The sequence below is a fragment of the Streptomyces beijiangensis genome (assembly GCF_017315755.1).
In the GTDB taxonomy this organism is placed as follows: Bacteria; Actinomycetota; Actinomycetes; order Streptomycetales; family Streptomycetaceae; genus Streptomyces; species Streptomyces beijiangensis.
In genome coordinates, this window is record NZ_JAFLRJ010000222.1 from 1 (window position 1) to 15,238 (window position 15,238).

A 15,238-nucleotide genomic window follows, 5' to 3' on the forward strand; every position below is an offset into this window, starting at 1 on the left:
GGCTCGTCGGCGAGGAGCACCTTCGGGTCGGCGCCCAGCGCGCGGGCGATGGCCACGCGCTGGCGCTGCCCGCCCGACAGCTCGTGCGGGAACTTGTCCAGGAACCGCTGGGGAGGCGTGAGTTGGACCCGTTCCAGCAGGGCTGCCAGGTTTGTCTCCAGTTCCGCGTCGCCCGTTCCCGCCCGGCCGTGGATCTTCAGCGCGCGGGTGAGGTGGTAGCGCACGGTGTGCACGGGGTTCAGGGAGGCGAAGGGGTCCTGGAAGATGAGCTGGACCTGGCGTACGTAACGACGGAAGGACCGGCCGCGGCCTGCCTTCACCGCGGTGCCGTCCAGCTGTATCTCGCCCTTGGTGAGCGGATACAGCTGGGCGAGCAGCCGGGCGACGGTGGATTTGCCGGAGCCCGACTCCCCCACCAGCGCCGTGACGGTGCCGCGCCGCAGCTGCAGCCAGACGTCGTCGACGGCGTGGACGCTGCGGCGGCTGCGCGCGACGACGTCGCGGCCCGTCCTGCGTACGGGAAAGTGCTTGGTGACTCCGCGTGCTTCGAGCACGATCGTGTCCTGCTGGTGTTGCTCGGTCATGGCCGGTCCGTCCGTCCCCGTCTTCGCTTACTTGGCGGGCTTGAGATTCAGCACGATCTCCAGCGCGGTGGGCTGGGTGTGCTGCGGCGGGGCGTAGGGGTTGGCCTCGGTCGGCCAGCCCACCCAGTTCTTGGTGGAGTACTCGGCTCCGATGGGGGCCGCGGCCGTCGGGATCATCGGCGCCTGCTCGACCATGATCTTCTGCAGGCTGTTCATGGCGGTGGTGCGCGTCGCCTGCTCGGTGGCGTTGGCGAAGTCCTTCAGCGCCTTGGTCGCGTCGGGGCTGTTGAAGCGGCCGAAGTTGCCGGTCTGGGAAGGCTTGCCGATGGGCTGGAGCAGGGCGCCGTCCATGATGTTCTGGTACATGTCGTACGGCGTGGCACCGCTGTTGGTCCAGTGCAGCGTGGCGTCGAAGTTGCCGTTGGCCACGTCCGCGCCCCAGGCGTCCGCCGTCTGCGTCTTGACCTTCGCCTCTATGCCGAGCTGCTTGATGTTGTCCTTGATGATCGAGAGCCCGGTGATGTAGTCGTTCCAGCCGGCCGGGTCGGTGAGCGTCAGCGAGACGGCCTTGCCGCTGGGGTCCTTCAGCACTCCGCCGCTCAGCTTGAACCCGGCGTCGGTAAGGACCTTCTTCGCCCCGGCCACGTCGGGCTTGGTGCTGGCGCCCTTGTACTCGGGCGCGAGGAAGGAGTCACCGGCGGGCAGCGGGATGCCGGTCGGGTTGGTGATCTCCGGGTAGAGGGTCGACTCGGCCTGGACGTAGATGGCGTTGCGGTCGACGACCATCGCCATGGCCTTGCGCAGGGCCGGGTTGTCGAAGGGCTTGCGAGCGGTGTTGAACCAGAGCCCGTGGATGCCGAGCCCGGAGGGGAACCAGAGCTTGTGGTTCTTGGGGTCCTTGGCGATGTAGAGCTGCTTGTAGTTCGGCATGAAGACGAACGACCACTCGACCTTGCCGGTGGCCAGCGCCGTGGTCGCCGCGCTGTTGTCGTTGTACGCGGTGAAGCGCAGCTCCTTGACCTTGGTCGCACCCTTCCAGTAGGCGGGCGTGGCGGTCAGGGTCGTGGTCTGCGGGGTGAAGGACTTCATCTGGTACGGGCCGGAGCCGACGGGGGTGCGGTTGGGGAAGGTCTCCGGGTTCTTGATCGTGGACCAGATGTGCTTGGGCACGATGTACTGCTGGATGATCTTGTTCTGGTTGACGTACTGCGAGGACTTGAAGGTCAGGACGACCTGCTTGCCCTGGACGGCGATCCCGTCGAAGGGGATGCCGTCGGCGTTGAGCGCCTGGTGGGTCTTGAGCAGGTTGAAGGTGAAGGCGACGTCCTCGGCGGTGAGCGGCTTGCCGTCGGCCCACTTGGCCCTGGAGTCCAGGGTGAAGGTGACCTTGGTGAAGTTGGACTCCCACTTCCAGTCGGTCGCCAGCCACGGCTTGGCCTTGTCGGCCGGCTTGATCCGGTTCGTCATGGCGAGCGGCTCGTAGACCATGAAGCGGTAGCCGAGGGTGGCGGCGGCCGAGGTCGCGAGGAACGGGTTGCTGTTGTTGGTCTGCGGCCCGTCCGGCTTGCCGAGGGTCAGGACGCCGGAGGCGCCGGCCCCGCCCTTGGAGGAGCTGTTCTTGCTGTTGGCGTCGGAGCATCCGGCGGCTAGGGCGACCAGGACTGCGGCGGCGGCTACCGCCCGGACTCTCCGGGACTGCGGGTATGCGGACATGGCGACTCCATGGAGGGGCTGCGGCGGGATGTTTTCGGGCAGGGCTGGGCAGGACGGGGCTGCGATGCGGTGCGTACGGGGTGGGTGCGTATAGAGGTGCGTACGAGGTGAACGTGCGGCCGGGTTACGGCGCCGAGGCGCGGACGACCAGTTCGGTGGGCAGCACGACCGGTTCGTCCGGCGCGGGCGTACCGCCGAGATGTCCGAGCAGCATCCGCGCCGCCGTCTCGCCCATGCCCCGTGCGGGCTGGCGGACGGTGGTGAGCGGGGGCTCGGTGTGCCGGGCCATCGGGATGTCGTCGAAGCCGACCACGGCGACGTCGTCCGGGACGCTGCGGCCGGCCGCACGCAACGCCCGCAGCGCGCCTGCCGCGCTGACGTCGTTGTGTGCGAAGACGGAGTCGAACTCGACGCCGTTGGCGACCAGTTGCTCGATCGCGTGCCGGCCGACCTCTTCGGTGAAGTCCCCTTCGGCGACGAGCGCCTGCGGGAGTACGTCACGGAAACCGCCGAGCCTCTCACGCGTACAGCCGAAGTGCATCGGCCCGGTGATGACCAGGGGTTTGCTGCGTCCTGCCGCCTGCAGATGACGGGCGGCCGACGCGCCTCCCTCGCGATTGGTGGTCACGACGGAGGGGAATTCGGGGTGGTGGCCACGATCGTCGATGAGGACGACCGGCAGCCCCTTGCGGTGCAGTTCGGTGATCTTGTCCAGGGTGTTCTCGGGTTCGACGACGAGCAGTCCGTCGAAGGCCCGGGCCGAGACCTGGCTGGTGAACCGGAGGACCGACTCCTCACCGCGGTTGATGGTGAAGAGCAGCAGCCCGTACCCGGCGGCCTCGACGGTGTCGACGACACCCTGCAGCACCTCGCCCATCCAGGGCCAGGTGAGCGAGGGCACCAGCATGCCGACGGTACGGCTGTTGCCGCGCGCCAGCCCGACGGCGCCGGAGCTCGGTACGTAACCCAGCGATGCGATCACATCCCGAACGCGGGCCGCGGTCGAACCGTCCACCTCGCCCTTGGTGTTGATGACCCGGGACACCGTGGTCTTGCTGACGCCTGCCTCTCGGGCGACATCGGCAATGGTGACGCGCATCGGGCCTCCACGATGAGGTCGGACGGGTGGTGCACAGGTGGTGCACGGGACATCCCGGTACCGGTTCCGGAACCGGTACCGGCGGTTGTGGCAGGAGTAAAGCCCACCCCCAAGGTGCCGTCAATACTTCACGTAGAGATTGGTCCAGACCCAAATTCCGTGCAGGCCAGTGGAGTTATCCCTTCACTTCTTGAACGTGTGCCATCCCTTGACGGCCGCCCTCAAGGGCAGTTCACTCACGCCTCAGCCCCATTCCTTGGCACCTCCCCCACCTCTGCCAGAGGAGCAAATGTCATGAGCAGAGCAAGACCGGCCGGGCGGCTGACCCGGATCCTGCTGGCCGGAGCGCTGGCGACCGCCGGCCTCACCGCCCTCTCCACGAGCAGCGCATCGGCCGCGAACGAACCGGTGAACATCTGGCTGACGACGACGGACGACGCCGGCGGCCGCCATGTCACCCGGGGCCTCCAGCAGCAGACCCCCGTCGCCTTCCAGTCGGGCACCGGCGGCAGCGGCGAGAACATCACGGTCGACGAGAACACCCGCTACCAGACCTTCACCGGTGGCGGCGCGTCCTTCACGGACACGGCGGCCTGGCTGATGAAGAGCAGCGGCGCGCTCTCCCAGGCGACCCGCGACGCCACGATGCAGAAGCTCTTCTCCCCCACGAACGGCATCGGGCTGTCGTTCATCCGCAACCCGATGGGCGCGTCCGACCTGGCCCGCTTCGGCTACACGTACGACGACGTGGCGGCAGGCCAGAGCGACCCGGCGCTCGCGAACTTCTCGATCGCACACGACCTGGCGGACGTGCTCCCGCTCACCAAACAGGCCAAGCAGATCAACCCCGCACTGACGACGATGGCCTCCCCGTGGACGGCCCCGGCGTGGATGAAGGACAGCGGCTCGCTCAACGGCGGCTGGCTGAAGGCGGAGAACTACGGCACCTACGCGGACTACTTCGTGAAGTACCTCCAGGCCTACCGCGACCAGGGCATTCCGATCGACTACGTCTCCGCCCAGAACGAGCCGACGTGCTGCGGCGGCTACCCGTCGATGAGCTGGAACGGCTCAGGCCTGGCGTACTTCACCAAGTCCAACCTCCTCCCGAAGCTCCAGGCGGCGGGCCTCTCCACGAAGGCCCTCGCGCTGGACTGGAACTGGGACATGTACGACTCCTACGCGGCCCCCACGGTCGACGACGCGGCGGTCCGCTCCCACCCGAACTTCGGCGGGATCGCCTGGCACGGCTACGGCGGCGACATCGCCAAGCAGACGACGGTCCACAACCAGTACCCCGGTCTGGACGCCTTCGGCACCGAGCACTCGGGCGGCACCTGGATCGCCAACCAGCAGCGCGAGGACATGAACAACATCATCGACTACACCCGTAACTGGGCGAAGTCGGTGACGAAGTGGTCCCTGGCCGTGGACCAGAACATGGGCCCGCACAACGGCGGCTGCGGCACCTGCACGGGCCTGATCACCGTCCACAACGGTGACGGCGCGAGCGGGACGGTGGACTACACCGTCGAGTACTACACGATGGGCCACCTCACGAAGTTCGTCCGCCCGGGGGCGAGTCGCGTCTCCTCCACGGCCAGCACCTCGGTGCCGAACGTGGCATGGCGCAACACGGACGGCTCCAAGGCGCTCATCGCGTACAACGACGCCTCCGCGGCCAAGACCGTGACCATCAACTGGGGCGGTCAGCACGTCACTTACTCCCTCCCCGGCAAGACCTCGGCCACCTTCACCTGGGCGGGCACCCAGGGCACGGGCGGCGGCTCGGGCACGACGGGCGCCCTCACCGGCCTGGGCGGCAAGTGCCTGGACGTGGCGAGCGGCTCTTCGGCCAACGGCACCGCGGTCCAGCTGTACGACTGCAACGGCAGCACCGCCCAGCAGTGGACCGTCGGTACGGACTCGACGGTCAGGGCGCTGGGCAAGTGCCTGGACGTCACCTCGGCGTCGACGGCGAACGGAGCAAAGGTCCAGCTGTACGACTGCAACGGCAGCGGCGCCCAACAGTGGACGTACAACTCCACGACCGGCGACGTGGTGAACACGGCGGCGAGCAAGTGCCTCGATGTCACGGACAACTCGTCGGCGAACGGCGCCCGGGCCCAGATCTGGACCTGCACGGGCGCCACCAACCAGAAGTGGCATCTCCAGTAACCCACCCCCCGCAGTAGACCGGCGGCCCGTGCGCTCCTCCTCCCCGATATGGAGCGCACGGGCCGCCGGCGTCTGCCCTGACAAAGAAAAGTCAGATTCTTGCGTAACTGATCTCTGTTTTTGCGTAGGGCTTTGTAGAGTGAGCCCGTGACGAAACGACGACTGCTGCAAGTGGCCGAGTACGCGGGTGTCAGCGAGGCGACGGTGAGCCGCGTCCTCAACGAGAGTCCCGACGTGGCGAGTTCGACCCGGGACGCGGTGCTGAGCGCCCTGGACGTCTGCGGGATCCAGCGCCCCCGCCCCTTCCGCCGAGAGCGGGCGGCCCTCATCGGGCTGGTCGTGCCTGACCTGCAGAATCCCATCTTCTCCGCCTTCGCCGAGGCCCTGTGCGGGCTGCTCAACAAGCGCGGGCTGATACCCGTCCTGTGCACCAGGACCGCCGACGGGGTCTCCGAGGCGCACTACATCGAGATGCTCCTCGACCAGAACATCGGGGGCATCGTCTTCGTCGGCGCCAGCTACGCCGACGCGGGACCCGAGCACGGGCGCGTCCTGCGGGAGCGCAAGGTGCCGATGGTCCTCCTCAACGCGGCGGACGAGAACCAGGGGGTGCCCCAGGTGCGGGTCGACGACGCCCACTCCGCCGAGCAGGCGCTCAACCACCTCTCCGCACTGGGGCACGAGCGGATCGGCATGGTGCTCGGACCCTTCGGCCATGTGCCATCGGCGCGCAAACTCGCAGGTTACGCGGCCTTCTGCAGCCGCCGCGGGATCGCCCCCGACGACTGGCGCCGGATGGTCGCGCATGCGCTGTTCACCATGGAGGGGGGCGCCACCGCCCTGCCCCGGCTGCTCGCCGAAGGCGTGACCGCGGTCGTTTGCGCGAGCGATGCGCTGGCGCTCGGAGTGGTCCGGGGCGCGCGCCGGCAGGGACTGCGGGTGCCTGCGGATCTCTCGGTGGTCGGCTTCGACGATTCGCCGTTCATGGTGGCCACAGACCCTCCGCTGACGACCGCACGGCAGCCGATCCAGGCGATGGCCACGGCGGTCGTCGCCTCGCTCGCCGAGCAGATCAACGGCCACGCGGTCGCAAACGACCTGATGATGTTCGACACGGAGCTGATCGTCCGCAGTTCGACGACCCGGCACATCGTCGGTTGATTTTTTGCGCAGACTTATTGACTTCTTGCGTAACGCGCTTCTACCTTCAGCGCAGTTCAAGCGCTCGGGGTCCGTCGGCCCCGCCGCCGATCCCAGGAAGGCACGGTCCGCATGGATGGCATGCACGGCTTCAGCAGACGTCAGGTTCTCGGCTCGTTCGTCACCGGAGCCCTCGCTCTCGGCCTCACCGCATGCGGCGGTGCGTCCACCACGTCCGGGGTGGACAAGAACGGTGTGGTGACGGTCTCCGTGAACGGGCTGCCGCCCAAGACGCAGACCGTCGACCGGAAGAACTTCGAGGAGGACGTCGCCGCCTTCGAGAAGAGCCACCCGAAGATCAAGATCGATGCCCGTGAGGGCCTGATGGACCCCAAGACCTTCACGGCGAAGCTGGCGGGCGGCCAGCTGGAGGACGTGTACTACGTCTACTTCACCGACCCGGCGGGCCTGATCCAGCGCCACCAGGCCGCCGACATCAGCAAGTACATCAAGGACGTCCCGTACGCGAAGGACATCGACCCCTCGCTGCAGAAGGTCTTCACCGGCGCCGACGGCAAGGTCTACGGGCTGCCGACCGGCAACTACTCACTCGGACTCGTCTACAACCGGGCCCTGTTCACCAAGGCCGGGCTCGACCCCGACAAGCCGCCGGCCACCTGGGACGAGGTCCGTACGGCAGCCAAGAAGATCAGCGCTCTCGGCGACGGCACCGTCGGCTACGCCGACTACAGCAAGAACAACCAGGGCGGCTGGCACCTCACCTCATGGATCTACTCCATGGGCGGTGACGTCGCCACCCAGGACGGCACCAAGTGGAAGGCCGCGTTCAACAGCGACGCCGGACACAAAACCCTGCAGATGCTGCATGAAATGCGGTGGACCGACAACAGCATGGGCACCCGCCAGCTCCTGGAAATAGCCGACGTCCAGAAGATGATGGGCGCCGGCAAGCTCGGGATGTACATGGCGGGTCCCGACAACATCCCCACCATCGTCAAGCAGTTCGAGCGCAAGTACGACGACTACGGCCTGACCGCGCTGCCCGGCACCGCGACCCTCGGCGGCGGCGACGGCTTCATGTTCAACCCCAAGGCCTCGCCCGAGAAGATCAGGGCCGGTCTGACCTGGGTCCAGTGGAAGTACCTGCGCTCCCCCGAGCGCGACGCGGTCGACAGCAAGCGCGCCAAGGCCGACGGTGTGCCCATCGGGCTGCCGCAGCCCCGGCTGTTCGCGGGCGCGACGCAGGCGAAGATCGACGAGATCCGCGCCCAGTACGCCAATACCCCGGTCGGCAACTACAAGCCGTTCATCGACCGCAACTCCCAGGTGCAGACGAAGGTCGAGCCGCCGAACGCCCAGCAGATCTACACGATCCTCGACGGCGTCATGCAGTCCGTCCTCACGAAGAAGGACGCGGACATCGACAAGCTCCTCGCGGACGCGTCGAAGAAGGTCGACGCCGTGCTCGCCACGGTGAAGTGACCTGAGAGACCGGCCGGGGGCGGCACCGGCCTGCCCCGCTCCGCCGCCCCCGGCTCATCACCCCACAGCAGGAAGCACACCCTCATGACGGCTCAAGACCTCAGCCCTGCCCCGGTGTTGACCACCTCGGACACCCCGGCGAAAACCGTGCCCGCCGCGCCGGGCCGCCTCGCGCGCCGCCTGCGCGAGAACCTCGTCGCGTATCTCTTCCTCCTCGCGGGCATCGTCTGCTTCGCGGCGTTCTCCTGGTACCCGATCGTGCGCGGTGTGCTGCTCGGCTTCCAGCAGGTCACCTTCGCCGAGCCGGCCCGCTGGGTGGGCCTGGACAACTTCCGCCGGCTCTTCGACGACCCGCTCTTCCTCACGGCGTGGCGCAACACCGGCTACTTCACCCTGCTCGCCCTGGTCTTCGGCTTCGCCGCACCCTTCCTCACCGCCGTGGTGCTCAATGAACTCCGGCACGGCCGCGCGTACTTGAGGATGACCGTCTATCTGCCGGTGATGCTGCCGCCGATCGTCACCATGCTGCTCTGGCGCTGGTTCTACGACCCGGGCCCCGGCCTCTTCAACAACGCGCTGGAGGTCTTCCATCTCCCCGCCCAGCAGTGGCTGGAGTCGGAGAACCTGGCCATGGTCTCGCTGGTCCTCGTCTCCACCTGGGCCAACATGGGCACCACCACGCTCATCTATCTGGCCGCGCTCGGCGGGATTCCCGGTGAGCTGTACGAGGCCGCGGAGCTCGACGGCGCCTCCGTACGCCGGCGGCTGTGGCACGTCACCCTCCCGCAGATGCGCTTCATCCTGATGATCACGCTGCTGCTCCAGGTCATCGGGACGATGCAGGTCTTCGTCGAGCCGTTCGTGCTCACCGGCGGCGGCCCCGACGACGCGACCGTCACGGTCCTGCTGCTGCTCTACCGCTACGCCTTCGTCTACAACGACTTCGGCCTGGCCAGCGCCATGAGCACCCTGCTCTTTGTGGTGCTCGGCCTCTTCTCCGTCGTCTATCTGCGCCTGACCCGGACCAAGGGCTGAGAGGAACCGACCCCATGGCTGCCGCATCCTCCTCCGAGCGCACGCTCATCGCGCCCACCGAAATGACCCGCCGCACCGGCCGGTTCCTCTACCGCTTCGTGCTCGGCTCCACGCTGCTCGGATTCACGGTCACGTTCGTCTTCCCGCTGTACTGGATGGCATCCGGAGCTCTGAAGTCCTCGGGCGAGCTCGCCGACCCGAACCCGTCCCTGCTGCCCAAGTCCCTCCACCCGGAGAGCTATTCGGAGGCCTGGTCGAGCGTCGGGCTCGGCCACTACTTCCTCAATACGCTGGTCCTGGCCTTCGGCGCGCTCTTCTTCCAGCTGATCGTGGACATCTCGGCGGCGTACGCGCTGTCCAAGCTCCGTCCCGTACTGGGCAATGTCGTCCTCGGAATGATGCTGGCGACCCTGATGCTGCCGGTCTCTGCGCTCCTGGTGCCGACGTATCTGACCGTCGTGGACGTGCCGCTCGTCCACCTCAACCTGATCAACACCCCGTGGGCGATCTGGCTGCCCGCCGCCGCCAACGCGTTCAACATCTTCATCCTCAAGCGGTTCTTCGACCAGATTCCCACCGAACTCCTCGACTCCGCACGGATCGACGGCGCGGGCACGCTCCGCGTCCTCGTCTCGGTGGTGCTCCCGCTGTCGCGCCCGGTGCTCGCCGTGGTGTCGATCTTCGCGATCGTGGGGGTCTGGAAGGACTTCCTCTGGCCGATGCTCGTCCTGCCCGACCCGACGAGGCGGCCCATCACCGTGGCCCTGAACGCACTGTCCGAGGACATGCCGGCCAACCAGCTCCTGGCAGGAATGGTCATGGCGAGCATCCCGCTGCTCGTCCTCTTCCTGGTCTTCCAGCGGCACATCATCGCGGGCCTCACGGCAGGCAGCCTCAAGGGCTGACCTGCCACTTCTCTCCCCTCACCTTGACTTTCCCCCCATCGGAAGGACACACCGTCGTGTCTCCTGCACGCCCCAAAAGACGTCTCGCACTCCTCCTGCCACTCCTCCTCGCCCTCCTCTGCACCTTCTCGTACGGACAGACCTCGGCGCGCGCCGCCGCGGCCACCCTCGAAGCCGAAGCGGCCCAGCTCTCGGGCGGCGCCACCGTCTCCACCGAGCACCCCGGCTACACCGGCACGGGCTTCGTCGGCGGCTACACCGACGGCAACAAGGGCAACGCATCGACCGTGTTCGCGGTCAACTCGGCCGCGGCCGGGGCCGGTTCGGTCAGCGTGCGGTACGCGAACGGCACCACCGCGACCATGACGCTCAGCCTGTACGTGAACGGGACCAAGGTCCGCCAGATCAGCCTGGCGCCGACCGCGAACTGGGACACCTGGGCCGGCCACGACGAGCCCGTCACCTACGCGAAGGGCGCCAACACCGTCGCCCTGACCTTCACGACCGCCGACAGCGGCAACGTCAACCTGGACAACCTCACGCCCACGACCCCCTCGACGACGGGCCCGACCACCCTCACCCACCAGGCCGAGGACGCGTACTTCTCCGGCGGGGCCTCCCGCGCCACCACGACCGCGGGCTACGAGGGCAGCGGCTATCTCGCCGGGTTCACCACCGCGGGAGCGCGCGCCGTCTTCTCGGTGAGCGCCCCGTCCGCAGCGACGTACCCGCTCGTCGTGCGCTACCGCACCCCGGACGCGTCGGCCGCCGGAATCACCCTGACCGCCAATGGCGGCAAGGTCCGTACGCTCTCTCTGCCCGGCACCTCGGGCGCCTGGTCGACGGCGACCACCGACGTCCCGCTGCGCGCCGGACTCAGCACCCTGACCCTGCGCACGGAGTCCGGCGACAACGGCAACCTGTTCCTGGACGGCATCACGGTCACCGGGTCGACGCCGAACACCGCACGCGGGGCGACCGTCCCGTACACGGCGTACGAGGCGGAAAGCGGCTCCACCAACGCGTCCGTCACCGGCCCCGACCGCACGTATCTGTCGGTGGCGGCCGAGGCCTCGGGCCGCAAGGCCGTCGTCCTCGACGCGACGGGTGAATACGTCCAGTTCACGCTCACCAAGCCCGCCAACGCCCTCACCCTGCGCTACTCGATCCCGGACAACGCGGCCGGCACCGGGAGCGCCGCGACGCTCAGCCTCTACTCCGGCGGCAGCCAGCTGCGCAATCTCGATCTGAGCTCCAAGTACAGCTGGGTGTACGGGACTTACCCCTACACCAACACCCCGTCCCAGGGCTCGCCCCACCACTTCTTCGACGAGACGCACGTCAAGCTGGGCTCGACCCTGCCCGCGGGGACCGTCCTGAAGTTCCAGAAGGACGCCGACGACAGCGCGGCCTCGTACACCGTCGACCTCGTCGAGACCGAGACGGTCGCGGCCGACCAGGCCATGCCCGCCTCGGGCTTCGTCTCCGCGACCTCGCTCGGCGTCACGCCCGGTGACGGCGGCGACGACACGTCCTCCCTCAACTCGGCCGTCTCCACGGCGAAGTCGCAGGGCAAGGGACTCTGGCTGCCTGCCGGTACGTACAACATCTCCGGTCACATCAACCTCACCGGCATCGCCTTCCGCGGTGCGGGCGCATGGTCCACCATCCTGCGCGGAAGCAACGGCAAGGGCGGGCTCTTCGGGCAGGGCGGCACCAGCACGATCCAGGACCTGGCGATCGCAGGGGACGTCTCGTACCGCGACGACGCCAACTTCGACACCGCGATCGAGGGCGACTTCGGCAGCGGCTCGACGGTCCAGGACGTCTGGATCGAGCACACCAAGGTCGGACTGTGGATCGACGCACCCACCAAGGGCCTGTACGTGAGCGGTCTGCGGATCCGCGACACCTTCGCCGACGGCGTCAACCTGCACAAGGGCACCACCGACACCGAGCTCTGGAACACCAGCGTCCGGAACACCGGTGACGACGGTCTCGCGATGTTCTCCGAGGGCCAGGCGGTGACCAACAGCGCGTTCCGCTTCAACACCGTCCAGTCGCCGCTGCTCGCCAACGCCGCCGCGATCTACGGCGGCAACGGCAACCGGATCGAGGACAACGTCGTCGCGGACACCGTCACCGGGGCGTCCGGCATCGCGATCAGCAGCCGCTTCGCACCAGTCCCCTTCTCGGGCACGACGTCCGTCCAGCGCAACACCCTCTCGCGCACGGGCGGTTACGAGCCCAACTGGGCCAGCAAGCTCGGTGCGCTGTGGATCTACGCCGACTCGTCCGACATCACGGCGCCGGTCCTCGTCCAGGACAACGACATCCTCGACAGCACCTACAGCGGCCTGCTGATCACCTGGCAGAAGACGGTCAGCAGCCTCACGGTGAAGAACACCAAGATCGCGACGACCGGCTCGTACGGCATCGAGATCAACTCCGCGGGCTCCGGAACCTTCTCCGGCGTGACGGTCACCGGTGCACCGGCCGGCGGTCTGAGCCTCGCGGGCGGCTTCGCGGTCACCCGCGGAACGGGCAACAGCGGCTGGTAGCCCGGCACCCGGCACTTCCAGCACACCCAGCACTATGAGCAAGGAGTCCTCGTGACCCACTGGTGGCGGCACGCCGCGATCTACCAGATCTACGTACGCAGCTTCGCCGATGCCAACGGCGACGGCACGGGCGACCTCGCGGGCGTCCGCGACCGGCTTCCGTACCTGCGCGAACTCGGCGTGGACGCCCTGTGGTTCACCCCCTGGAACACCTCACCGCTGGCCGACGGCGGATACGACGTGGCGGACTACCGCGACATCGATCCGCGGTTCGGCACGCTCGCCGAGGCGGAGGAGCTGATCGCGGAGGCGCATGACCACGGCCTCCGCGTGATCACCGACCTGGTGCCCAACCACTGCTCCGACCAGCACATATGGTTCCAGGAGGCGCTCGCCGCCGGACCCGGCTCCGAGGCGCGCGAGCGCTTCTGGTTCGTGTCCGGCGGGGAGGTGCCGCCCAACGACTGGCAGTCGTACTTCGGCGGGAGCGCCTGGACGCGCCTGCCGGACGGCGACTGGTATCTGCACCTGTTCGCGCCCGAACAGCCCGACCTGAACTGGGAACACCCGGAAGTGCGGGCGGAGTTCGAGGACATCCTGCACTTCTGGCTGCGGCGGGGCGTGGACGGATTCCGGATCGACGTGGCGCACGGTCTGGCGAAGAAGCCGGGCCTGCCGGACGTGGGTCCATCGCCGGACATCACGGACCTTCCGTACCAGGACTGCGACGCGGTCCACGACATCTACCGCTCCTGGCGCAAGATCCTCGACTCGTACGAGGGCGACCGCACGTTCGTGGGCGAGGTCTGGCTGCCCGACGCCGAACAGTTCGCCCGCTATCTGCGCCCGGACGAACTGCACTCGGCGTTCAACTTCGAGTTCCTGTGCTGCCCCTGGGACGCGAGCGCGTTCCGTACGGTCATCGACGGCACATTCGCGGCGCACGCCCCGGTGGGCGCCCCGCCGACCTGGGTCCTCTCCAACCACGACACGATCCGCCACGTCACGCGGTACGGCCGCGAGGACACGTCCTTCGACATGGGCGACAAGCGCCTGTCGGACCCGAGCGATCTCGCGCTGGGCCGCCGAAGAGCGCGCGCAGCAGCCCTGCTCACCCTCGCCCTGCCCGGCGGGGTCTACATCTACCAGGGAGACGAACTGGGCCTCCCCGAGGTCCAGGACCTCCCTGACGCCCTGCGCCAGGACCCCACCTTCGTACGCTCCCAGGGCAAGGACCCGGGCCGCGACGGCTGCCGCATCCCGCTCCCCTGGAGCCCGTCGACCCCGTCACTGGGCTTCTCGCCGGCAGACTCGGCGCCGCCGTGGCTCCCGCAACCGCAGGACTGGGCGACGCTGACAGCCGAGACCCAACTCGCCGACCCGGGCTCGTTCCTCACCCTGTACCGCACGGCCCTGCAACTGCGCCGCACCCGCCTCCAGGACCTCCCGGAGGCTCTGACCTGGACGGACGCGGGCCCCGACACGATCTGCTTCGACCGGGCAGGTGGCTTCCGCTGCCTGGTCAACCTGGGCGGAACACCCGTCGGCCTGCCCGAAGGCGCAACGGTCCTGCTGGCGAGCGGCCCCCTGCCGGACCGCGAAGTCCCCACGGACACCGCGGTCTGGCTGAGCATCTGACCCGACCGGGCCAGGATCTACTCCGCCGGTGCGACCCCGGCGCGCAGCAGGCCGTACGTGTACGCGTCCTCCAGGGACTGCCAGGAGGCCGCGATCACGTTCTCGGCCACGCCCACCGTCGACCACTCGCCACGGCCGTCGCTCGTCGTGATCAGTACGCGGGTGGTGGAGTCCGTGCCGTACTTGCCCTCCAGGATGCGGACCTTGTAGTCCGTCAGCTCCAGTTGGGCGAGTTCGGGGTAGATCCGCTCCAGGCCCACGCGCAGGGCCCGGTCCAGTGCGTTGACCGGGCCGTTTCCCTCTGCCGTCGCGACGATGCGCTCGCCCTTGGCCCAGAGCTTCACCGTCGCCTCGTTGGCGTGCGTGCCGTCGGGGCGGTCCTCGACGATCGCCCGCCAGGACTCGATGCGGAAGTAGCTGAGGGCGCGGCCCTCGACCTCCTTGCGGAGGAGGAGCTCGAAGGAGGCATCGGCGGCTTCGTAGGTGTAGCCGCGGAGTTCGCGCTCCTTGACGCTCGCGACGACCCGGCCGACCAGCTCGCGGTCGCCGCCCAGCTCGACGCCGAGCTCCTTGGCCTTGAGCTCGATGGAGGCGCGGCCCGCCATGTCGGAGACCAGCATCCGCATGTGGTTGCCGACCAGGGCCGGGTCCATGTGCTGGTAGAGGTCCGGGTCGACCTTGATCGCGGAGGCGTGCAGGCCCGCCTTGTGCGCGAAGGCCGAGACTCCTACGTACGGCTGGTGCGTGGAGGGCGTGAGGTTGACGACCTCGGCGATGGCGTGGGAGATGCGGGTCATCTCGGCGAGCGCGCCCTCGGGGATGACCTTCTTGCCGTACTTGAGTTCCAGCGCGCCCACGACCGGGAAGAGGTTGGCGTTGCCG

11 protein-coding genes are annotated in these 15,238 nt (G+C 68.3%); 7 read left to right on the forward strand and 4 right to left on the reverse strand.

Going from position 1 to position 15,238, the window contains the following annotated elements; translation table 11 throughout:
- From J0695_RS23220 to J0695_RS23230, 3 genes are all read right to left on the reverse strand, one after another.
- On the reverse strand, nt 1–584 hold a 584-nt coding region (locus J0695_RS23220), incomplete at its 3' end, for an ATP-binding cassette domain-containing protein (RefSeq protein WP_206964326.1).
- Between the two features lie 27 nt (nt 585–611).
- Complete coding sequence (locus J0695_RS23225; protein ID WP_206964328.1) at nt 612–2,297, reverse strand: ABC transporter substrate-binding protein; 1,686 nt, start codon at nt 2,295–2,297, stop codon at nt 612–614.
- Nucleotides 2,298–2,421: 124 nt separating this feature from the next.
- Entirely contained in the window at nt 2,422–3,396 is a 975-nt protein-coding gene (locus tag J0695_RS23230) for a LacI family DNA-binding transcriptional regulator (protein ID WP_206964330.1), read from the reverse strand.
- A gap of 294 nt (nt 3,397–3,690) precedes the next feature.
- Between J0695_RS23230 and J0695_RS23235 the strand changes: the two genes are divergently transcribed.
- The 7 genes from J0695_RS23235 (at nt 3,691) to J0695_RS23265 (ending at nt 14,356) form a co-directional block, all read left to right on the forward strand.
- Nucleotides 3,691–5,574 (forward strand): ricin-type beta-trefoil lectin domain protein, encoded by a 1,884-nt coding sequence (locus tag J0695_RS23235; RefSeq protein ID WP_206964331.1) that lies wholly within the window; start codon nt 3,691–3,693, stop codon nt 5,572–5,574.
- Between the two features lie 147 nt (nt 5,575–5,721).
- Complete coding sequence (locus tag J0695_RS23240; protein ID WP_307798727.1) at nt 5,722–6,735, forward strand: LacI family DNA-binding transcriptional regulator; 1,014 nt, start codon at nt 5,722–5,724, stop codon at nt 6,733–6,735.
- 111 nt (nt 6,736–6,846) lie between these two features.
- A complete protein-coding gene (locus tag J0695_RS23245; protein ID WP_242553075.1) occupies nt 6,847–8,217 on the forward strand; it encodes an ABC transporter substrate-binding protein in 1,371 nt (456 codons plus the stop codon).
- 84 nt (nt 8,218–8,301) lie between these two features.
- Complete coding sequence (locus J0695_RS23250) at nt 8,302–9,252, forward strand: carbohydrate ABC transporter permease (protein ID WP_206964333.1); 951 nt, start codon at nt 8,302–8,304, stop codon at nt 9,250–9,252.
- Nucleotides 9,253–9,266: 14 nt separating this feature from the next.
- A complete protein-coding gene (locus J0695_RS23255; RefSeq protein ID WP_206964336.1) occupies nt 9,267–10,157 on the forward strand; it encodes a carbohydrate ABC transporter permease in 891 nt (296 codons plus the stop codon).
- Between the two features lie 56 nt (nt 10,158–10,213).
- A complete protein-coding gene (locus tag J0695_RS23260; protein WP_206964337.1) occupies nt 10,214–12,718 on the forward strand; it encodes a carbohydrate-binding protein in 2,505 nt (834 codons plus the stop codon).
- Nucleotides 12,719–12,769: 51 nt separating this feature from the next.
- Nucleotides 12,770–14,356 carry a glycoside hydrolase family 13 protein gene (locus tag J0695_RS23265; RefSeq protein WP_206964339.1) on the forward strand — a complete coding sequence of 529 codons (1,587 nt, stop codon included), beginning with the start codon at nt 12,770–12,772 and terminating at the stop codon, nt 14,354–14,356.
- A gap of 17 nt (nt 14,357–14,373) precedes the next feature.
- On the opposite strand, the gene J0695_RS23270 is transcribed toward J0695_RS23265, so the two are convergent.
- Nucleotides 14,374–15,238, reverse strand: an 865-nt coding sequence (locus tag J0695_RS23270) for an alpha-isopropylmalate synthase regulatory domain-containing protein (RefSeq protein ID WP_277990011.1), incomplete at its 5' end; no start/stop codon positions are given.

Excerpts from the sequence above, each read along its gene's own strand:
- J0695_RS23225 (WP_206964328.1), bottom strand. The coding sequence starts at position 2,297 with ATGTCCGCATACCCGCAGTCCCGGAGAGTCCGGGCGGTAGCCGCCGCC.
- J0695_RS23230 (WP_206964330.1), bottom strand. The coding sequence starts at position 3,396 with ATGCGCGTCACCATTGCCGATGTCGCCCGAGAGGCAGGCGTCAGCAAG.
- J0695_RS23235 (WP_206964331.1), top strand. The coding sequence starts at position 3,691 with ATGAGCAGAGCAAGACCGGCCGGGCGGCTGACCCGGATCCTGCTGGCC.
- J0695_RS23245 (WP_242553075.1), top strand. The coding sequence starts at position 6,847 with ATGGATGGCATGCACGGCTTCAGCAGACGTCAGGTTCTCGGCTCGTTC.
- J0695_RS23250 (WP_206964333.1), top strand. The coding sequence starts at position 8,302 with ATGACGGCTCAAGACCTCAGCCCTGCCCCGGTGTTGACCACCTCGGAC.
- J0695_RS23255 (WP_206964336.1), top strand. The coding sequence starts at position 9,267 with ATGGCTGCCGCATCCTCCTCCGAGCGCACGCTCATCGCGCCCACCGAA.